11 protein-coding genes and 1 pseudogene are annotated in these 21,636 nt (G+C 69.1%); 4 read left to right on the top strand and 8 right to left on the bottom strand.

The genetic code is table 11. The features are described from left to right. Positions 1-119: 119 nt before the first annotated feature. Genes SNR22_RS27010 through SNR22_RS26985 form a run of 6 tightly spaced genes read right to left on the bottom strand, consistent with a single transcriptional unit; the run spans position 120 to position 7,117 of the window. Entirely contained in the window at positions 120-929 is an 810-nt protein-coding gene (locus SNR22_RS27010) for a PhzF family phenazine biosynthesis isomerase (RefSeq protein WP_320069478.1), read from the bottom strand. Beyond that, positions 910-2,040: a fatty acid desaturase gene (locus SNR22_RS27005; RefSeq protein ID WP_320069477.1), complete on the bottom strand. Its 1,131-nt coding sequence runs from the start codon at positions 2,038-2,040 to the stop codon at positions 910-912. Before SNR22_RS27005 ends, SNR22_RS27010 begins: the two co-directional genes overlap by 20 nt. A gap of 3 nt (positions 2,041-2,043) precedes the next feature. After that, positions 2,044-2,730, bottom strand: coding sequence for an iron-containing redox enzyme family protein (locus SNR22_RS27000; protein ID WP_320069476.1), 687 nt, complete (start codon positions 2,728-2,730; stop codon positions 2,044-2,046). A gap of 13 nt (positions 2,731-2,743) precedes the next feature. After that, positions 2,744-3,610: an aspartyl/asparaginyl beta-hydroxylase domain-containing protein gene (locus SNR22_RS26995; RefSeq protein ID WP_320069475.1), complete on the bottom strand. Its 867-nt coding sequence runs from the start codon at positions 3,608-3,610 to the stop codon at positions 2,744-2,746. Next, positions 3,607-4,503 carry a chlorinating enzyme gene (locus SNR22_RS26990; protein ID WP_320069474.1) on the bottom strand — a complete coding sequence of 299 codons (897 nt, stop codon included), beginning with the start codon at positions 4,501-4,503 and terminating at the stop codon, positions 3,607-3,609. The genes SNR22_RS26995 and SNR22_RS26990 overlap by 4 nt, the downstream gene beginning before the upstream one ends. Further along, positions 4,493-7,117: an amino acid adenylation domain-containing protein gene (locus SNR22_RS26985; RefSeq protein ID WP_320069479.1), complete on the bottom strand. Its 2,625-nt coding sequence runs from the start codon at positions 7,115-7,117 to the stop codon at positions 4,493-4,495. Before SNR22_RS26985 ends, SNR22_RS26990 begins: the two co-directional genes overlap by 11 nt. Positions 7,118-7,453: 336 nt before the next feature. Between SNR22_RS26985 and SNR22_RS26980 the strand changes: the two genes are divergently transcribed. Continuing rightward, complete coding sequence (locus SNR22_RS26980) at positions 7,454-9,712, top strand: non-ribosomal peptide synthetase (protein ID WP_320069473.1); 2,259 nt, start codon at positions 7,454-7,456, stop codon at positions 9,710-9,712. Between the two features lie 52 nt (positions 9,713-9,764). Next, a complete protein-coding gene (locus SNR22_RS26975) occupies positions 9,765-11,138 on the top strand; it encodes a cation:proton antiporter (protein ID WP_320069472.1) in 1,374 nt (457 codons plus the stop codon). Positions 11,139-11,431: 293 nt separating this feature from the next. On the opposite strand, the gene SNR22_RS26970 is transcribed toward SNR22_RS26975, so the two are convergent. Both SNR22_RS26970 and SNR22_RS26965 read right to left on the bottom strand, forming a co-directional pair. Continuing rightward, positions 11,432-12,607, bottom strand: coding sequence for a lactonase family protein (locus tag SNR22_RS26970; protein WP_320069471.1), 1,176 nt, complete (start codon positions 12,605-12,607; stop codon positions 11,432-11,434). A 403-nt stretch (positions 12,608-13,010) separates the two neighbouring features. Further along, entirely contained in the window at positions 13,011-19,958 is a 6,948-nt protein-coding gene (locus SNR22_RS26965; RefSeq protein WP_320069470.1) for a LamG domain-containing protein, read from the bottom strand. Between the two features lie 914 nt (positions 19,959-20,872). Here SNR22_RS26965 and SNR22_RS26960 point away from each other — a divergent pair. Both SNR22_RS26960 and SNR22_RS29515 read left to right on the top strand, forming a co-directional pair. Next, the gene (locus SNR22_RS26960; protein ID WP_320069483.1) at positions 20,873-21,142 is read left to right on the top strand and encodes a hypothetical protein; all 270 of its coding nucleotides are present in this window, start codon (positions 20,873-20,875) and stop codon (positions 21,140-21,142) included. Next, positions 21,069-21,483, top strand: a pseudogene (locus SNR22_RS29515) (hypothetical protein). The gene SNR22_RS26960 and the pseudogene SNR22_RS29515 overlap by 74 nt, the downstream one beginning before the upstream one ends. Positions 21,484-21,636: the final 153 nt, after the last annotated feature.

Below are 21,636 nucleotides of genomic sequence, written 5' to 3'. Positions count from 1 at the left end.
GCGGGCGGCGGGGGCGGGCCCGGTTTGCCCTCTCCCCTAAACCCCCGTGGGGGGGGGGGGGCCCCCCCGCCCCCCCCCGCCGGGGCCCCCGGGCCCCCGCTTCTGGTCCAGCTTCGCGGTCAGTGCGAGCCGATCGTCTCCAGGCCCTCGGTGTGCAGCACGTCATGCCGCGGCACCGCCGAGCCGAGGACGCGGACCCGGTCACCGGCGTCCTGCAGGACGAGGCGGCCGCCGCGCTGCGACAACTGCAACGCGGTGAGGTCGCGCCGGCCGAGCCGAGCCGACCAGAACGGCACCAGCTTGGCGTGCGCCGTGACGCAGACCTGATCCTCGTCGACACCGAGCGAGGGGAAGAAGGTACGGGAGACGAAGTCCGCGTCACCCGTACCCTGCGCCGTCACGATGTGCCCGCGGAACGGCAGCCGGGCCAGCGCGGCGAAGTTCGGCCGCGTGGCGATGACCGCATCCACGTCGTCGACCTGAACCAGCACGTCGTCGCTGGACACCGCGCAGGCCACCGCCTCGACGCCCAGCGCCTCGAGCAGTCCGGCCGGCGGCTCGGCCGGGGTGAGCCGGGCCGACGGCAGGTCGATGGCGATCAGCTCACCGACGCGTTCGGCGTTGAGCACGCCGTTGTCCGACACGAACCGCAGCCGGTCGTGGTGCGCGTTCTCCGGCTGCCGGAACAGGTGGCAGGCGCTGGCGATGGTGGCGTGACCGCAGAGGTTGAGCTCCTTGTACGGCGTGAACCACCGCACCCGGTACTCCCCCGGTGCGGTGGGAACCACGAACGCCGTTGTGGGCAGCTCGATCCAGTGCGCCATCCCCTGCATGAGGTCGACCGGCGGGAACTGCTCGACCGGCACCACGGCGGCGGGGTTACCGGCGTACCGGCCGCCGACAAAGGTGTCAACGATATGACATTGCATGCCGCTGTTCCTCCTGTGACCCTTCCCAACTGCGGAACACCTTGTCGATCGCCGCGCCCATCCCCCAGACCTCCTGGTATGCCGGCCCCTGAGGTCCGGTGTCGATGTCGCGCTGACGGGCGTACGCGGCCGTCGTCCAATCCGCGGTCGACGGATACCGGTGGTGATAGTCGTGGTTCGGCAGATCGCCCACCACGACGAGCAGCCGGGACGGCAGGTGGTAGAACAGCGTCGCCGCGGTCCAGCGCACCCAGGCGACGAGCTGCCGGCCCGCCGGCATCGAGCGGGGTGGTACCGGCGCACCGCAGTAGCGCGCCGAGGTCGCCGCCGCCGTGTAGTACCGGTGGCCGTACTCAGGCACCCGCGGGGCCAGCCACTCGTGCTCGCCGAGCCGGTCCAGCAGCGCGCTGAGCTGGGCGAAGAGGATAACCGGGAGGACGAACGCGAGGACCAGCACGAGCAGCCCGTGCGGGAACCAGAACGGCAGCGACAGCCACCAGCCGGCCCACACGGCGAACCCGACCAGGCGTACCTTCCCGCCCTTGAGGTTGCTGCCGACGCGGCCGAGGAAGCCGCGCCCGTAGAACACCGGCGAGAGGAACACCGCCCACGCCCGGCGCCACTGCGCCGCCCGTGAGCGGCCGGTCCGGAAGCCCAGGTTGAGCAGGAACTGCACCGGCGGATCCGCCTCGGTGGCGAACACCTCACGACGGTGGTGATTGTCGAAGTGCTCCTCCTTGAAGTCCTGGAAGGTGTGGAACACCGACAGCACGGTGACGGCCTCGCCCCAGAACCAGTCGGCCGAGGCATTTCCGGAGAACTTGCGGTGCAGCGCCTGGTGGGCGATGACCAGCACCATCATGCGTGCACCGGTGACCGTGAGGATCCAGCCGAGCAGCAGCGCGAGGTACCACAGAGGGAACATGACGCCCACCGCGACCGTCGAGATCGTCAGCCCGCCCAGGAACAGACCGAGCGTGACGGCCAGGTAGGACGCCCAGGTGTGGCGCAGCAACGGCTCCTGCCCCGGCAGGGCCTTACCGGTCTGCCAGGTCCAGAAGTGCTGCGTCCAGGCGGGGAAACGTAGATACGTCGCGCGGATGTCCTGCACTTCTCACCTCACGGCTACCTGCGAGCCCACGCCGGACTCCTTCGACAGACGGTCGAAGAAGGCCGTCCACAGCTGCCACATCTCGTTGGCGGCTGCCAGCACCGCCTCGCCGTCCTCCGCGTTCAGGTCCACCAGGGCGTGGTTGGCCTCCTCGACGTGGTCCGGCTCCTGCGCCACGTGGATCTCGACCCACTCGTTGTCGGTGATGCCGGTCGTACGCTCGATCGCCTTGCCGATGCTCGAGACCATCAGCAAGTCGGTGTTCTCGGTCGCGAAGATGAACCCGAGCGCCGACTGCCACTGCTCGGACGCCCGGCGGTAGCCCTCGACGAGCGCCTCGGTCTCCGGGAAGGGCTTGGTGCCGGCGACCCGGTCGCGGTCGAAGCCGCACCGCGCCATCGAGTCGACGTAGATCACTTCGTGTGCCTGGGTGACGTCGCCGCCGCCGGCCTCCTGGTTGAGGATACGGGTGATCGCGCTCTTGGCCGCGATGCCGGGCAGTACCGCCACGCACCGGGCCAGGAAGGTCGGGAAGTAGTGCAGCGGGTGCCACCACTGCTCGATCAGGGTCTCCGCCTGCTCCTTAGTGAGGTCAGAGTTGTCGACGCCTGCGAAAAACGGGTGGTCGCGGTAGCTCTGGTAAACCGGGCTCGCGGCCAGCCGGTCGCCGAAGGACAGAGTTGCAGTCATGCTTTTCCACTCCTTACGCGGATCGCTCCAGGGTGTAGTAGCGATGGAGTTCGAGGGTGTGCGGTAGCACGGCGGGGTCCTTGCAGACTCGTGCGATCGCTTTGATGGTGTCCCAGGCGAAGCTCTCACCACCGTCATACCGGAAGTGCTGCTTGATGATGATGCTGAACACCTCGCTGAAGGTGTCCATGGTCAGCACGTCCGCCAAGCGCAGCAGGTCGGCCCGGATCTCGTCGGGCAGCGGCGGGCGTACCACCATGCGGTCCGCCGGGATGTCCGGGCCGGTGTTCTGCCGCTCGACCTTTACCAGTGGACCCGGTCCGGGCCGGTCGGCGAAGTCGAAAATGATGTGGGTGCGCGGCTGGTTGGTGAGCGAGGCGACCGAGTGCATCTGCGCGGCGTTGAGCCCCCAGACCTCCCCGGTGCGCATCCGGAACACCGTGTTGCGCTCGCTGAAAAAGCAGTTCTCGTGGGTGACCAGCGGGATGTGCACGCGGTGGGCGATGCGTCGCTCGTCGGCGATCTCGGTGAACTCCAGCAGGTCCCGGTGCGGGATGATGACGCTGTTGGCCACCGTGGCCAGGCGCACGAACACCAGCCGGGACAGGTCCGCGATGTCGGTGATCAGCTCCTGCAGGTACGGCGTCTGCCGGCCGTAGTCGGTGAACGAAGCCGTCAGGTCGTACGCGTAGTTGGTCATCACGCCGTCACCGCTGTCGCCGCCCAGGGCCCACAGCATGGCGCTCTTCCACGGCCCGCCGAACAGGTAGTCGCTGTACGCCTCGGACCAGGTGAACGACGCGCTCTGCGCGAGGTCCTTGGCCAGCCGGTCGGTGTCGAGCTCGACCGAGGCGATGTACTGGGTGTGCACCGGCGTCACACCACCGATCCGAGCCGGGGCAGCGGGGTGAACGGCTCACCCCAGGCGTTCTCGGCGGCGACCCGGTTCAGGCCGTACTCGTCCTTCCCGGCGACCTGTACGCAGCCGTGCCGGTCCAGGTCGAAGTGGTGACCGAACTCGTCGAAGCCGGTCATCCCGCCGTACACCCGCACGTTCGTGGGCACCACCCGCATGGCGAAGCCCATCCGCTGGCGGTTGCTGATGTTCGGGTACGAGCCGTGGATCGTACGGGCGGTGAAGATGAAGAACTGCCCGGCCCGCATTTCCAGGTCTTCGATGTACTCCTGCTCCGGGTCCCAGTCCTTGTCGAGCTTCAGTTCGCCGTAGTTGTAGCCGAAGAACGAGTTGTCCCGCGCTTTGCCGTTCCACTTGATCGGCCGACGCTCGTCGTACTTCCACTCACGGTGGCTGCCGGGCAGCACCCGCATGCAGCCGTTCTCCTTGGCCGCCTCGGTGAACGCGACCCAGCAGGTGAGCTCCATCGGCGCGTCCGGGGAGTGCTCGGTGGCCTCCAGCATTCCGGTGGTGGCCTCACCGATCGCGTACGTCTCCACCTGGTGCCAGCCGGTGCCGGTGTCGCCGGGGTTCTTGGGGAAGAACTCGGTGCGCCAGCAGTGGACGTCGTCGCCGATGATGGCCTGTATCCGGCGGACGATCTCCGGCTCGGTGATGAGCTTGCTGAGCCCCGGGATGTCCAGGTGCCGGTCGTAGTTGACCGGGTTGTCGAAGACCTTGCGGGCGTTGTTGTCGGGGTTCAGCAGTGCCTTGCGCTGCACCTTCCACCAGGCCGCCATCTCGCCCGGCTCCCACAGCGTGAACGGGCCGATGTAGCCCTGCTCGGCGAACGTCTTCCGGTCGTTTTCAAGATCCATCGTTGACACTCCCTGCAGCACCCGTCCGCTCCAACGCGGCGTCCAGTTCCGTTGCCGTCCCCGTGACGTGCTCTCCTCTGATCAACCCCCAGTGGTCGCCCGCGACCGGCCGGACGGTGAGACCACCGACGCACAGCCCACGCAGGGCTGCGACCGGCTCCGGCCCCTCGGCGGACACCCCGCCGGCGGCCTGGAACAGCGTCACCGGACCACCGAACGGGCGCGGCTGGTACTCCATCGCCGCGTGCATGCAGGCCCGTGCCGTCTGCAGCGCGGTGCGCAGGTGCTCGCCCGAGGCACCGTCCGGGATCGGCGCGCCCATCAGCTGGATCCAGGTGTCGCTCGTGGTCAGTTCCGCCAGGCCGGCGCCGTCGGAGTCGCCGAGCTTGTCGAGCACCGCGTCGAGCATCGACAGGAACGGCGTCTGCGCCATCGGCAGCCCGGTGATCGGGTCGATGACCGGGTTCGCGTCGAGAAGGCCGAGGAACTCCACCTCCTCGCCGGCCGCGGTGAGCTGCTGGGCGATCTCGTACGCCAGCACGCCGCCGAACGACCAGCCGGCCAGCAGGAACGGGGTGCCCCGCTGGATCAGCCGCAGCTGCTCGACGTGGACCGCCGCGATCTCGGACAGCGAGCTGCCGAACCGCGGTGGCTCCCCGGCCCATCCGACACCCAGCAGCCGGGCCGGGGCGCGGAAGGCGTGGGCCAGCTCGCGGTAGCCGATGAGCTCGCCGCCGAGCGGGTGCAGCAGGTAGAGGCTGCGCCCGGAAGGTCCGGGCCGCAGCGTGACGATCTGCGAGGACCGGTCCGGCTGCGCCGCCACCGTGGCGGTGGCCTCGAGCGCGGCGGCCAGGTCCTCGACGGTGCTGTCCTCCAGCAGAACCGACAACTCCACCGGGCGGCCCAGTACCTGCCGCAGCTCGGCGACCACCCAGCTGGCCAGCAGCGAGTCGCCACCCACGTCGAAGAAGTCGTCGTCGGGCTCGAAGTCGTCGTGCCCGAGCACCCGGGCCCAGATCGAGGTGATCAGCTCGGGCAGCGGCATCCCGGCGGCCGGCGCCGCGGGCACCGCATCGGGCGCCGCGGAGAGCTCCAGCTCACCCAGCGCCCGGGTGTCGATCTTGCCGGTGCCGGTTCGCGGCATGCTGGCGACCATGAGGTAGCGCGCCGGGATCATGTACGCCGGCAGCAGCCCGCGGAGGTGGTCGGAGAGCTCGCGCGGCGACACCTCGCCGGCGGCCTGCACGTAGCCGACCAGCGCCGGCACGCCGTCGGCGACCTCACGCAGGCCCACCCCGGCAGCCTCCACCCGCGGGTGGCTCAGCAGGGCGTTCTCCACCTCGGCCGGCTCCACCCGGAAGCCGCGCACCTTCAGCTGGCTGTCGGCGCGGCCGACGAACTCGTACGTGCCATCCCCGCCGGCGCGTACCAGGTCGCCGGTGCGGTATAACCGGTCGCCGGAGGGCGCCGCCACGAAACGCTCGGCGGTCAGCGCGGGCTTGCCATGGTAGCCACGGGCCAGGCAGCTACCGGCCACGTAGAGCTCGCCGGTGTCACCCGGGGCAACCTCCTGCAGCCGGTCGTCGAGCACCCGGCAGACGACGCCGTCGACCGGCACGCCGATGGACGGCACGGCCGGCCAGTCCTGCGCCCCGCCGGGCAGCGTGCGGCTGGTGACCAGGTGCGCCTCGGTCGGCCCGTAGTGGTTGTCCAGCCGGCAGCCGGGAATCGCGGCGAACAGCGCCCGGATCGCCGGCGTGATGATCAGCCGCTCGCCCGCGGTGACCACGTGTCGCAACGAGTCCGGGACAACCGAGGCCCGGGCCGCCGCGACGGCGAGCAACTGCAGGGCCACGTACGGCAGGAAGAGACGCTCGATGCGGTGCCGGACGATGGCCTGCAGCATCGCCGCGGGGTCACGCCGCACCTGCTCGGAGGCGATCACCAGGCAGCCGCCGGTGGCGAGCGTGGAGAGCACCTCCTGGAACGTCACGTCGAACGACGTCGCGGTGAACTGCAAGGTGCGCAGGCCCGTCGGGCCGTCGGCGAGCTGCCAGCGGATCAGCCGGGCGAGCCCGCGATGGGTCATCGCGACCCCCTTGGGCCGGCCGGTGGATCCGGAAGTGTGCAGTATGTATGCGAGTGAGTCGGGATGCGGCTGCACCGGGGCACCCGTCCGGCCCGGGCCGGTGCCCGCCGGATCCACCACCTGCACGCCGCCGGGCAGCCGGCTCGCGTTCTCCCCGTCGGCGATCGCCACGCGGGCACCGAGGTCGCGCACCATCGCGCCGGTCCGTGCGGGCGGCACCGCCGGGTCCAGCGGGCAGTACACACCGCCGGCCTCCAGCACGGCGAGCATCGCGACGATCGTGTCGGCCGAGCGGCCCAGCAGGACCACCACCGGCTGTTCCGGTACGGTGCCCGCGGCGCGCAGCCGGGCGGCGAGGTCGTCGACGCGCTCGACGAGCGCGGCATAGCTGAGTGTGGTGGTGGCCCCGTCGACCAGATCGACCAGCGCGTCCCGCTCACCGCCGGAACGAGCCTGCGCGCGGACGAGGTCGCACACGGGGACGGCGACCGGCTCGGGGGACGCCGGACGCGTCGCGGTTTCCATGTCGGTCACTGCGGACACCCCTCCCATCCGAAGCGCCACGGGGACCGGTGTGCGCCTCTGCGGATCCAGGCTAGGTACCAGGTATCGCGTCGTTGAGTCACGGAAACCAGCTACGGGATGCGGCCGTAGATGTCCGTCGAACCGGGGACAGGCGGCCCGCCGATCCACTGCGTTAACTGGAATCTCGGCAGATTCGGTCCATTGGAGCCTTTCGTGACCAGCCATCTCTCTCCCACCCGCACGGGCCCCCCGGCGGACCCCGCCGTGCCGACGACGGACAGGTCGGAGACATCGATGCCACCGGAGTGCGTAGGTCCGCTCGACGTCCCGCCGCACGTGACCCGCGCACTGCAGGCGTACGCCGCCGAGGCCGGTGTCGCCGACTTCGTCCCGCTGTCGATCTGCGCCGCGGTGCTGGCCCGGCGGTTGTCACGCCCCGGCTCACCGTGCCGCGCCTGGGTGGTGCGCGGTGCCCGGGAAGCCGTCACGCCGGGCCCCGGGGCACCGATGGATCCTACCGAGAGTTTCCGGACAGCGCTGCGCCGCGCGGCGGACCTGCGGGTTCTCAGCGCGCCGGATTCGGTGGCCGGGCAGCCGGTGGACGTCACCATCGTCGTCTCGCAGGACGGCACTCACCTGTACGCGGAGAGCATGACCAGCTCGGCCGACGCACCGACCGCCGACTGCTGGGCCCGTTCGTTCCTGCGACTGCTGACCGGCCTGGCCGGTGAACCGGACGCGCCGATGAGCCGGCACCCGCTGGTCGACGACGCGGATCGGCAGCAGATCCTGCACCGGCTCAACCCGTACCGCTCGCCGCAGGTGCGGCACCGTTCCATGACGGAACCGTTCGAGGAGCAGGCGCGCCGGACGCCGGACGATGTCGCGCTGCTCGACGAGAACGGGACCACGGTGACCTACCGGGACCTCGACGAGCGGGCGAACCGGCTGGCGAATTACCTGGCCGGCCGGGGCGCCGGCCCGGGCACCCGGGTGGGTATCTGCCTGGAACGCGGCATCCCGCAGATCGTGGCGATCTACGCCGCGGTGAAGGCGGGCGCCATCTACGTGCCGCTGGACGCCGAACTGCCCGACGCCCGACTGGCGTACATCCTCTCCGATGCCGGGCCGCAGGTCGTGCTGGCCGATCCGGCCTGCCGGCAGCGGATCCCGTCCGGCGCGTGGGAGGTCGTCGACGTGGCGGACGATGCGCCGTGGCGCGACGGCCCGGCCACCCTGCCGGCCCCGGCGAACAACCCCGGCGGGCTGCTGCACATCCTCTACACCTCCGGCACCACCGGCCGCCCGAAAGGTGTCGCGTACCCCACTGCCGGCGCGCTGGCCCACCTCGACTGGATGCAGAGCCGGTACCCGTTCGGCCCCGGCGACGCGGCACTGTTCAAGACGTCGCCCGGCTTCGACGTCTCCACCTGGGAACTGTTCTGGCCGCTCTACCACGGCGCGCGCCTGGTGATCTGCCGGCCCGGTGGGCACCGGGACCCCAAGCACCTCGCCGGCCTCATCGAGCGGTACCGGGTAACCACGGTGTTCCTGCCACCGACGGTCATGGCGCCGTTCCTCGAGACGGTCTCCCCGCAGCGCGCGAGGGCCCTGCGCTGGGCGCTGTGCGGCGGCGAGCCGGTCACCCCGCGGATCCGGGACACGTTCTACGCGACGCTCGATGCGACCCTGGTGAACTGCTACGGGCCCACCGAGGCAGGCAACGTCACCGACATGGCGCTGCCACCCGAGCCGGGCGCACCCGTGGTGCCGCTGGGCCGGCCCGCGGCGAACTTCCGCATCCTGCTGCTGGACGAGAACCTCGACCTCGTGCCGGTGGGCACGCCGGGTGAGGCGTACATCGGCGGCGAGACGGGTGTCGCGCAGTCGTACTGGCAGGCACCGCGGCGCACGGCGGAACGGTTCGTCGCCGACCCGTACGGCGCACCCGGCTCGCGCCTGTATCGGACGGGCGACCTGTGCCGGTACCGCGACGACGGCGTCCTGGAGCACCTCGGCCGCATCGACCGGCAAATCAAGATCCGCGGGCAGCGGGTCGAGCCCGGCGAGATCGAGTCGGTGCTCGGCTCGCACCCCGCGGTGGAGAACTGCGCGGTGGTCGCGCACGGCGACCCGACGCGCCTGCTCGCCTTCGTCGTCCCGGCCGGCCGGGTCGCCGTCAACGACCTCGACGTCGTCGCGGTGGGCGAGTACGCCGCCCGCAGCCTCCCCGACCACATGCGGCCGGAACGCATCATGCCGGTGCTGCGCATCCCGGCCACGGTCAACGGGAAGATCGACAAGGACGCGCTGGTCGCCCTCTGGCGAGCCACGGTGGAAACCGGCCGGGAGATCGTGCCGCCCGCCGACGAACTCGAGGCCGCCCTGGTCGACATCTACCGCGACGTTCTCGATGTCGAGGAGGTCAGCGTGTTGGACACGTTCGGCCAGTTGGGCGGGCACTCGATGCTCGCGTTCACGCTGCTCGGCGAGTGCCAGGAGAAGATGCACGCCCAGCCGGACGTGGCGGAACTACTCGGTGGGACCGTCCGGGACGTCGCCGCGTCCATCCGCGCCCGGCGGGCCGGCAGCTGATCCACGGCTGGCTTCCCCGCCCTTCCCCCACCGATCACAGGAGTCGACCAGCGTGACCCCCTCGCAGATCTCGTCGTTGTTCCTGGCGCTCGCTCTGATCGTGCTGCTCAGTCATCTGTGCGGCCGGCTCGCCCGCCGGGTCGGCCAGCCGGCGGTCATCGGGGAGGTGCTGCTGGGCGTCCTGCTGGGGCCGACCCTGTTGCACGGCTTCTCCCAGACTCTGTTCCCGACCGATGTCCGGCCGTTCCTGGCTGCGCTCGCCAACCTCGGCGTGGCGCTGTTCATGTTCGGCGTCGGCGCCGAGCTGGACTCGGCGCTGCTGCGTGGACGCCGGGTCATCGCCGGGGCGGTGTCGTCGGGCTCGATCGCGCTGCCGTTCGCGCTGGGTGCCGGGCTGGCGTACTACCTCATGCGCGAGCACCCCACGGAGAACCAGCTCGGATTCGTGCTGTTCATGGGCGCGGCCATGTCGGTCACGGCGTTCCCCGTCCTGGCCCGTATCCTCACCGACCGCGGGATGATCCGTACCTGGCTGGGCAGCCTGGCACTGGCCTGCGCCGCCATCGACGACGTCCTGGCCTGGACACTGCTGGCCGTGGTCGTGGCGATCTCCGGGGCGGCCGCCGGCGGGCAGTGGCTGCTACTGCTGTTCGTGCCGTACCTGATCGCCATGGTCTACATCATCCGGCCCGCGCTGCGCCGTCTGCTGCGGCAGCGCCCCGGCAGCGACCCGGCCCGGACCACGTCGCTGGTGGTGGTGCTCGTCGGCCTGCTCGCCTCCGGGGCCTTCACCGAGTGGATCGGGCTGCACTTCATCTTCGGCGCGTTCCTGTTCGGCACGGTCATGCCCCGCGACGCCCTGCGGCTCCCGGACCGCCAGTTCGGCGTCACCGAGCAGATCGGGCACCTGAACGGCACTCTGCTGCTGCCGATCTTCTTCATCGTCACCGGTCTCAAGGTGGACCTGTCCGGCTTCGACCGCACCGCGCTGGTCGAACTCCTGCTGATCCTCGCCGTGGCGATCGGCGGCAAGTTCGTCGGCGCCTACGTCGCGGCCCGGCTCAGCGGCCTGCGCAACCGCCCGGCGACCGCCCTGGCCACCCTGATGAACACGCGGGGCCTAACCGAACTCATCATCCTCACCGTCGGCCTGCAACTCGGTGTGCTGGACGTACCGCTGTACTCCTCGATGGTCGTGATGGCTCTGGTGACGACCGCGATGGCCGGCCCGCTGCTGCAGCTGATCTACCCGCTGCGGGCCGGCCACCCGGAGGCCGAGGTCGCCGAGGTGCAAGACACCGAGCCCGAGGTCGCCGAGGTGCAAGGCGCCGAGCCCGAGGTCGCCGAGGTGCAAGGCGCCGAGGTGCAAGGCGCCGAGCCCGAGGTCGCAGAGGTGCAGGACGCGGAGGTGCGACAGCCGCGATGACGGCGCACGACGGTGCCGAGCAGCATGCCGAAGGCGCGCCACCGACACTCTGATCCCGATCGACCAGGTCGTGGACCAGAAGCCCTACTACTCCACCGTCAACGGCCACCATGCCAAGATCCGCACCGTCGGCGTCAATCGCCTGTCGACCGGAATCTGTCACAGGTCCGCTGACCTGCGGTGTGCGGGTTGAGGTGCTCTGTCAGCACCTTTCGGGCGGCGACTGCCTCTGGTGTTGCGGACAGGAGCCAGGATTCCGTGGCCCGTGCCGGTCGGATGGCGGGTCAGGAGGTTCAGGAGGCGGCGATGCCTTCCATGCCGATGCCATCGGCGAACTTCGGCAGGCCGTCGACGGTGGTGACGAGGGTCAGGGAGCCGTCGTCGTTGACCTCGTAGCCCTGTACGTTGCCGACGGCGGCGTTCTGGACGTACAGGAAGCCGTCGCTGGTGGTCATGTCGATCGGCCCGCCGCCGGTGTCGGCGGCGATGGCCCTGACTAGTTCGAGCTTCCCGTCGTCATCGACTCGGTAGGAGCTGATGGTGGAGCTGCCGGCGTTGGCGACGTAGAAGTAGTCACCGACGCGCTGTATCCAGCACGACGCCTGCTGGCCGTTGGGCACAGACGGGCCGATCTGGTCGAGCCTGCCACTCTCGTCGAGCTCGAATCGGCTGACCTCGTTCGTGCCGGACTCGGTGACCAGTAGCGAGTCCTCGGTGTCGAAGGTGAAGGCGAACGGTACGGAGCCGGCATCGCTGATGACCGGGTGCCGGGCCAGTTCGCCCTCGGGGCCGATCTCGAAGCTGAACATCACGTCGGCGGCCTTGGCGCTCACCAGCACGAACTCACCATCGGGGTCGATGTCGACCTGGGCGGGGGCGGTCATGAAGGCGGGCGGGTTGCCGTTGTGCAACCCGAGCGAGCGGTTGGCGTCGCGGATCGACGACAGGCGCCCCCCGTGCAGCTCGAACCCCTGCACCGAGCCCTCACCCCCGGCATTGAGCACGTACACAAGGCCGTCGCGCACCGTGACGCTGACCGGCAGCAGCCCTCCGGACCAGATGACCTGGAGCCGGTGCAGCCTGGTGCCGTCAACAGCGAACACCGTCACGGTGTTGCTGCCGGCGTTCACCGCGAACAGCAGCCCACGGTGGTAGATCAACGATCCCTGCGACGCCAGCGCGTCGACCGGCGCGCCGACGGTGAACCCGCCCAACCCGCCTGTCTCGTACTCACCCGCCCTGGTTAGTCGGCCGTCCTCATCGCGGTCGTAGACCTTGATGGTGTTGCCCTCTGCCTTGTTGGTCTGGACGAAGACCGCGCCATCACCGTCGTGGTGGTGCCCGCGGCCTCCGCGGTCGTCCTGGTACGACTCGGGACCGCCACCGTCGGCGAAGGCCGGCCCGGAGGCCTGCCCGACACCGGTCAGACCCGTCAGGAGAGCTACCGCAACCGCTGCTCCGCGCCTCATCGTGACTCCTTCCACCCAAAAAGATCGAATGCGAACACCCTTCTCTTTGTGACGCTATCGGAGATAACAGCGGAGTTAAGGCCATTAACCCGAAAGGGGGAATAATGAGCATTTTCATCTCAGGGCGTTGATGATGCCGTGGGCCCGGGCGAATCAGCGTGCCGTCGAGAATCGCGTACGCCAGCGCGGACTCGGGCCATGACGGCAGCCCGGTCGTCCGCGCTGGCCGGTCACGCTTCTTAGCCTGATCAGGACCGTCTCCTCGTGGGTCATCGATCAAGTGGTTGATCAACGGGTGTGTAGCGGATCGAAGCCGCGCGGCCTCCAGCGTCACGAGTGGCTACGCTGGAGGCCGCCGGCCTTCGAGTATCTACGGGTCAGTCATTTGGTACGGGTCGTGTGGTTAGCGGTCGATGCCGAAGTAACGGGCAACGTGCACGATGATCTCCTCGGCGTACGGAGAGAGCCGGAACAGCTTCTTCTTGAGCACCTCGGTGGTGGCGGCGGTCAGATTGGCGAGGCTGGCCAGGTTCGACGGGATGTTCCTGAGATCGGGTTCGAGGGTTTGGATCAGGTCGTAGATGCTGCCGAAGCCCTCGCGTTGCAGCGCCTTGGCCAGGGATGCCGGGGCGGTGTCGGAGGCAGCGATCGGGTCGAGTAGGCGGCTGACGAAGGTGACCCGGTGGAAGACGCGCCAGCAGGGTGGTTTCTGGTCGGCCTGGTTGGCTTGGCGTAGGGCGGCGGCCTGGGGAGAAGTGGCGAGCCAAAGCGGGTCGACGACCTTGCCGTAGAAGTCTTCGAAGTTGTCCTTGGTGACGTCGAGGTAGAAGGTCATGAAACGGTAGGCATCGACCCTGCCGGGGGCCGTGACAGGCTGGTTGGTCTTGGGGTCGTAGACCGGGGTTTCGCCGCCCTGGTAGCGCTGAAGATCCCGGCCGCCGGTGCACCCGATCTCGATCCCGAACGTCTTCGTGGCCGACTTCGCCCTGGTGCGGGTGACGCTGCTGCCGCCGCCGATGCTGGCCTCGAAGCCGATCTTCGTGCCGCCCGCGGCGCCGCCGATTTCGAACATGCCGCCCCCGCTGAGGGTGCCCTTGATTGAGTAGGACCCGCTGGTGGTCTCGGTCACCGTGTCGGTGGTCTCGGTGGATTCGGCGAAGAAGCCGCCGCCAGCGGTCCAGACGTAGGTGTTGGCCAGATTGCGCCGGGCCGAAGACCTGTTGGCCACCTCTCTGGCTCTCTCGGCCGTCCGGTCTGAAGCGTGGGTCTCCGTGGAGGCCGAGTCGTAGTAGCTCTGCAGTTGCTGCGCCTGGCGCTCGATGCGGCGCTTCAGGGCGTAGGCGTCCCGGGGTTTGAAGTAGCTGTACTCGGCGCCGTCGCCGGCGGTGGGATAGTGGGTGGGGTCGGCGAAGGGGCCGGTCAGCCCGTAGCCGACGAGCCCGTCGAGGGTGCCCTGTTTGGTGTAGAGCGGGTTGATTTGGAACTCGATGATGTTCCAGTCTCGGGGGATGTCGGGGTTGGGCATCATCCGGTAGGCGACCAGCGCACCGGTGTGTGCGAGGCGCAGTGCGAAGACGTCGGCGGTCTCGGACTGAACCAGGGCGTAGCCGGTGTTGGCCGGTACCCACCGCTGGCCGGCAGCCGGGTTGAGCGGGCGGTTCGGGTCTTCCCACGCGCCGCTGAGCGCGACGGTGCTGGTGCGGGTGGTGTTGCTGCCTTCGGAGACCTCGGTGTCCTTGGTCCAGCCGTTGGAGAATTCGAGGCCGAGGTCGAGATTCCCCTCCATGGCGAGCTTGGCCAGCGGTGTGGCGATGCCGACACCCAGCGGGGCGGCGATCTGTAGTACGTCCGCCGAGACCTCCCACGAGAACTTCAACTTCAGCGCGACGTCCATGCTGATTTCCTTGCTGGACGACAGCGTATTGGTGACCTCCTCAGCCTGGACGAAGGAGACGGTGGAGGCGTCGACGTAGTCGTCGGTGCCCGGACGCTTGACCAGGTTCTCGGAGGGGACTGGCGGTGCCCCCTCGATGTAGCCGACGAGCTGCGGGTCGAACTGGGCCTGGCCGACCCACTTGCTGACCAGGTTACCGACCTTGTAACCGGTGATCAGATGCCAGCGGCCATCCTGCTGGTAGCTGTAGCAGCGCTTCATCACTCCCTGCACGCCGCGATGCGGGACCCGCTGGGCGTCGGCGTACTCGGCGACCGAGGGGGCTGCGCCGATTATCTCGTGGAAGGTGGTGCGAATGCCGGTCAGCGCCGAGCGGACCTCGGCGGTATCGGCGGAAACGGGTGCCATGGAGAGCACGATGACGGGCTCACTGCCGGCGGTGGCGGTCAGGTTGTTCCCACGCGGCCCGGCGTCGAGGATCGGGGCGCCGATGACCGTGGAGGAGGCGTCGAACGGGTAGTAGCAGACGAGGTCCTCGGATTCCCCGCGCAGCCGGGTGAAGACGTTGTCGAGGATCTGTTCGCCGGTCCGCGCTGCCTGCCAGACCCGGATCTCGTCGAGGGCGCCGGCAAAGGCGTCGCGCAGACCGTCGTTGGTGGCCGTGCAGCCGCCGACGGTGAACTGCTCGGGCCCGTAGCCGGTGGTCACGACCGCCTCAGTGGCCGGCACTGGGTCGGCGGGGGTCGCATCCCCGTTCTGATAGAGCCGGAACCGGTTGCCTCCCGGGTCCGGCGTCTTGACCCAGCTGGCGCCGTGCAGCCTGCCGGAGTAGCTGCCGGCGACGTCGACGGTGGTGTTTCCGGCGTCCTCGGGGAAAGTCCACTGGGCGACCAGCCCGGGCGTGCTCTCGGTGATCGCCACGCCGATCTTCGCCGCCTCTCGGGCCACGTTCCACAGCCGTACCTCGCTGAGCACGCCGCGCAGCCCATGGCTGGTCTGGCCGTAGCGGTAGCGGCCGATCTCGAGGAGCCCGTCGTTGCCCGTCGGCGCCGGGCCGATGATGGTGGCGGTGCCTGCCGACGCGCCGTTGACGAAGAACTGGATGTCCGACCCGTTCGGGTTGGCTCTGCGGGTGACCGCGACCCGGGTGAAGACGCCTGCCGACAGCTTGGTCGTGGAGACGGCAACGGCTGGCTGGATGCTCGCGGTGTTCTCGTAGGTGAAGGCCAGCGCCCCGTCAGGCTGCACATAGAAGGCGTACGACACGGTCCCGCCGGCGCCGTCGGCCAGCCCTCCCTTGCAGACCAGCCCCTGGTTGTTGCCCAGCGTGTCGAGCCGGAGGAAGACCTCGATCGTCAGGTCACCTGTGATATCGAGGGCGTCGGCGCGGCCGGTGTCCAGCCACGCGGCACCGTCGAAGCGCAGCGCCCAGTCCTGCTCGAACGCCGCCGCCAGGTGGCCCCACTGGCCGGCCGGGTAGACGTCCCGGCTACGCACCAACTGGTCGCCTACCCCGGCGAGGATCTTGTATCCGGCGAAGGTGGAGCCGACGACCCGGGGGTTCCCGGCGATCGTCGCGTCATTGCCCCGCCCGGTCAGGTCCGTGGTCCGCCGGCCGGGAAAGTTCCAGTAGCCGAGCAGGTCGGCCTCCCGCCCGGTCAACCGGCGGTCCTTGTCCGCCTTCAACTCCTGCGCGGAACGGGCCCGACCCCAGATACGCATCTCGTCGAACTGGACATAGGCTTTGTAGCCCCAGATGGGAGCTAGGCCGAGCACGAGTTTGCCGGTGCCTGCGAAGTGCCCGATGGCGGTATCGCGGGCAACTTCCACGCCGTCCCGGTAGATGATCTGGATGCGGTTGGTGCCCTCCCGGTCGTAGACGCATGCCCAGTGGTGCCAGTTCAGATCGCTGTAGGAGGTCGAGGCGTCCACGCTGTCGTTGTAGAAATCCATCGTGAAGGCGTTGTTGTCGCGGAACCCGACGTGCAGGCTCTTGTCCGTCGCGGCCGTGGTGCCGAGGCAGACAATGAAGTCCGTCCGGCCGGTTGTTCCCCGCTTGGCCCAGAACTCGATGGTGAAGGAGGTACCGGTCAGGTCTATGCCGGTGCCGCAGTCGAGGTAGTCGCTGCTTCCGTTGAACTCCAGCGCCGAGGGATAGGGCGTGCCGGAGACGCCGAGGGTGTACCGGGTGGTGGGGGTGCCGGGCAGGTGGGCGTGCACGATACGGCTCTGCGGGCCGGCGAAGCCCGGGTTCGCCCAGGCTTCCACGGTGAGGTCGCCGACCATCGCCGCCCCGGGGCGCTGGGCGGCCGGGAGAGCGAGCCGCTTGGTGCCGTCGAAGGAGAACGAACGCCCGGGGGCATGGCCCCGCCAGTGGTTGCCCCGACCGGCCATGACGTCGACGGCCGCGCCGTTGGGCACGGCGGCGGTGATGGTCGCACCGACGCCGACCGCGACGATCAGCGAGCCGCCGTCCAGGCGCGCTCCGGGGCGGCTGGAGCTGGCCGAGGCGTAGTTGTAGACGACCGTCCGCACTTGCGCACCCGCCGGTGCCGGGGCCGGATCCGTGGTCAGGGTGAGGGTGGTGGCATTGACGAGCGCGGCGTTCTTCAGCTGGCGGACCGCGCCGGCCACCCGGATCGAGGTGCCCACCGCCAACGCCACGGCAAGCGGCGCGGCGAGGGTCACGGTGCTGCCCTGGACCGAGGCCACCACGCCCAGCAGGTCCCCGGTCGGGGTGCCGTTGAGGACGGCAGCGAACTGGTCGGCGCGCCGCGGCACCTCGTTGAACGTCTCGGTCTGGGTCGTGTTGTTGGCCGTGCGGGTGACCACCACCGTGCAGAGGTCAGCGCCCGCGACGCCCGAGACGGTGAAACTGAGCTCGGGCAGGTCGACCCCGGTGTCCCGGCTGGTCAGTTGCAACCGGCCGGAGGGGAGCTTGATCTGCTTGACCGCCCGGGAGGCGGTGACGTCGTAGTAGACGGAGAAGAACTGCCCATCGACGCCGCGGAAGTACAGCACCACCTCGCCGGTCGCACTGTCGAGCAGGACCGGAGTGTCATGGCTCCACGCGAAGGCCAGGATCGCGCCGAAGATGCTCAGTCCGGTGTTGTCGACGGCGACCACCGGCATCGCCAGCGCCACGTCGTCGCCGCCCTGAAGCCCGCCGCTGAGCGCCGCCAGCACGGCCTCCTTCTCCACCAGTAGGCCCTGGTCCCGGATCAGTTGCGCCTGCGCATCCGCCAAAGTCTGGAGTGCGGCGTCGCGGGCCGAGCCTGCCGAGTTCAGCGCCCCCAGCAGGCTGCTCGCCCGACCATTGCGATCATGGGGCCAGACGAAACTTCCCTGGTCGTAGCAGTAGCCGGAATTCACGAAGCCCCAGTACCTGTTGTTCCAGTACTGATAATTCGGGAGCTGCCCCTGCACGGCCTGGTCTGCCTGGTCGATGAGCGCCTGGTCCTTGACCAGCATCGCCTGCGCGGCAGTGACCGCGGCCTGGGCCGCGCTGAGCACGTCCATGTCGTTGGTCGGGTTTGGGCGCCCGACGGTGGAGAGTGCGACCGAACGAGGCACCTGCGCGAGCCGGCCGTCGGCGGCGAGGGCGAGGTCAAGGGTGGCGATCAGAGGATTGCCGTCCGGGGCGAAGGTGTCGACCGTCGGGCAGGCCAGCAGGACCCGCGCCTGCCGCTTGGCCGGGCTGGGCTGGTCGGCGTAACCGGTGACGGTCTCCTCCTGCTGGAAGTACAGCACCGCGGCCAGCCCGGCCGCGAGCGACCGGCCCGCGAAACCGAAGGTCTCCCGGGACAGCCCGGGGCTGTCCCCCACCGGCGCCCCCGAGGTCAACCACGTCGCGCCGCCCCGGACGGTGCCGTCGAAACCGTTGTCGGTGTGGTCGGCGATGCTGGCCCCAGCGCCCTCGTCGAAGCGGTAGTAGGCGACCATGCCCGGCTCGACCCCGGCGAGGCGGCGGCGGACGTCCCGGGCCAGGTCGGCGCCCGTCCGCGCCTGGCTCCAGATGCGCACCTCGTCGACGTCACCGGAGAAGAAGCCGGTCGCGGCGCTGCCCGACGGCCGGGCGCCGACATACGTCACCACCCCGGCGGAGGAAGAGGCGGGGGTGAACGACATCGGGGCGCTGGCCACCTCGCCGCCGTTGACGTACAGCGTGCCTCTGGCCTCGGTACCGGTGCTGAACACCGCCGCGACGTGGGTGTAGCGGTCGATCGGCACCTTCCCGGCGGGCGAGGTGAGCGTGTTGCCGGTGCCGGGATGGGTCAGCACCAGCGCCCCGGTGGTGGTCAGGCTCAGGCTGAACGATCCCGCCTTCACCCCGTCTCCGGCGGCCGCGATGTACCCGCCGGAGGCTGCCGGCTTGACCCACGCCTCCACCGTGTAAGCGCCCTGCAGCCGCGCGCTTGGCGCGCTTCCCAGGTCGAGGTAGTCGTCCTTTCCGTCGAGGCGCAACGCGGTCCCCGCACGGTCGGTCGGCAGCGCGACCGGCACCAGCGGTTCCTTGGTGAACGGGTCCGCGCCGGGCTCGCGCTCGAGCACCGAGGCGGCGTACCTCGGGTCCGGGCTGGTGTAGAACTGGGTGCCCGCCAGGTTGAACAGCCCGTCGTCGGCCCGTTCGAAGTTGAACGCATCGATGCGGCCGGTCACCCTGTTCACGGCGAAGAGCTGCCACCGCATGACGCCGTCGACCTGGGTGGGCAGCAGCATCACCGCGAACTCACCGTCGGTGACGTTGCGGACGAAGGACAGCTGCCGGGTGGTCTCGTAGAACGGGTTGCCGTCCAGGTCCCTGGTGCCCAGGGTGTCGCCGCTGGAGGCGGGCGAGGTCTTGCTCCGGCTGCGCCGGTAGCGCACCTCGAGCACCGGCTTGACCGTCGCCCCCACCTGCACGAAGCGGTCGCAGAGCACCGTGTCGGACACCAGCGGCACGTTGGCCCCGCTCGCCTGGGCGTAGTCCTTCCGGCTCGCGTCCCCGGAGGCACCACCGCCGGTCAGCCGGAACAACGCGTCCGGGTGCGTCTCGTCGACCGACTGGCGGAACAGCAACAGGTATCTGCCGTCCGAGACGACCTGGAACGGCGCCTGGGCACCCAACCGGGCGGTCGTGGACAGGAACGGATCCAGATCCTCGGGCTGGAGCTGCATACCGGCGGCGACCTCGGCCCGCCCGCCCAGCTTCACCGCCGGCACGCCGACCGCCTTGCCGCCACCGAAGCCGACCTCGGTGACCTCGCTCGGGAACATGAGCTGCGGCGGGTTGTCGTCCCAGTACGAACTGTCGATCTCGCCTCGCTCACGGCTGCCCATATCCAGGTTCAGCACGTTGTAGTAGATACGCCGGGAGTCGTCCATCGCGAACGCCACCGTCGTGCCCTGATGGCGCACCATCGTCGTATACACGTAGGTCCTGTCGGTGTACACCCTGACCAGGTTCTTGTTCGGCATTCCCTACCTCACGTCGATGAATCACCCATATGCGCGCAGGAAAGCTACAGAATCGGCCCGGACGCGCACCAAACAGGCCGCTCTGGAGACATGGTCCACCTCGGATTCCGTATTACCGAACCGGACCCGTGCAGTTACGACGATTCGACGTCGACATCAACGTCCGGGGCCTACGCGGCGATGGGCCCCGCCTATCCGGAGGAAATGCCGGAATCAGCCAATCCCGGGCTTACAGCTTCACAGGTCGGCCGGACTCGCCTCTGGATAAACGACCCGCACAGGTCGCCCGGTGAGCCCGGAATGCACCGGCGGGACCGGAGACATTCAGCACAACGGCCGTGGTGGAGCCGTGATGATGCTCGGGCGCCCCCCGCTCGCCCGCTCTTCCCACGAAATAGATCCTCGGCAAGGGGTACTCAGGCAACCTGCCCGATGTCGCCAATTCCGACGTGCCGTGATAATGCCTAACGAGTGGTAGGCGGATCGTCTGCCGGGTGTTGACAGGCTCGACATGACCTCTTCGGCATCGTTCGCCACCCGCTTCGGTGATCAGCCCTGATTTTTACCTCTCCCCCGCCCCCGGGCATTCTCAATTCTCAGACGCCGCACCGCAAACGTCAAGGGGTGTTCACGTGTTCGACTCAGCGTTAATCATGAGTTCTATATTAGGAATATAATCATGTCGGGAAATATCCGACCGATGCTGGCTCCGGCGGAGCGGTACAACAGTGGAAGCCCCTGCAGGAATTTCACTCAACAGCTTCACCGAATGATCAAAGTGTGCCCCGTGCAGAACGAACGCAAGAGCACGGTCCACATACGCTTCACGTAAAGTCGGCAATCGGTCGGAACCAACAGAACCTTCGCGTGCCGTACGACCCGGAACAGGCACTACACCCGGCGGGGACCGACGCGTGCACGTCAACGACGGCCGCACCATGATCTACGTCGATAATTTCGCCGAGCGCGATTTCCACCGCCGAGTGGTAGTCGCACAGAGAGCCACGCCGGCTCTGTTGCGTTGTCGGATCGGTGGACGCGCCGAGGGCTCTGTTGCGTTGGGCGAAAGCATGATCGACTCCGGCTTGCCCGGTGGGGTCTGCTTGGCCGGTGAGGTCGTCGTCTCGTGTCCGGTTCGGCTCCCCGTCGCCGTCGGCGTTCGTCGGGTTGCGGTTCCCGCCTGAGGTGATCGTGCTGGCGGTCCGTTGGTACCTGCGGTTCAACCTCTCGTACCGGGATGTGGAGGAACTGCTGGTCGAACGCGGTGTCGAGGTGGATCACGTCACGGTCTACCGGTGGGCGCAGCGGTTCACCCCGCTGCTGGCCGACGCCGCCCGCTTTACCCGAGGGTGCTCGCCGGCTCAGACCGATGCGCGGACTCCGTTCCGACCGCGCCGCCCAGACGATCATCACCGGCCACGCCTTCGTGAAGAACCTCCGACGCGGCCACTACGAACTCGCCACCGACGCCCCACCCGCGACCCGGGTGGCCGCCGCGTTCACCGAACTCGCCCACGCGATCTGACCAGTGCCTGCTGACGCGGCTTGCCTGCCCACGATCCACCAATGCAACAGCGCCGGTTGACGTGCACGATACCGGCGGTCGGGTCTCAATAGTCGATGATGACGGACCCTCGGGTTCCGCTGAAAGACCGTCAGTTTGGCTGAACCCACGCGG

The sequence above is a fragment of the Micromonospora sp. RTGN7 genome (genome assembly GCF_033804645.1).
In the GTDB taxonomy this organism is placed as follows: Bacteria; Actinomycetota; Actinomycetes; order Mycobacteriales; family Micromonosporaceae; genus Micromonospora.
This window is presented reverse-complemented; position numbering and strand designations above follow the sequence as displayed.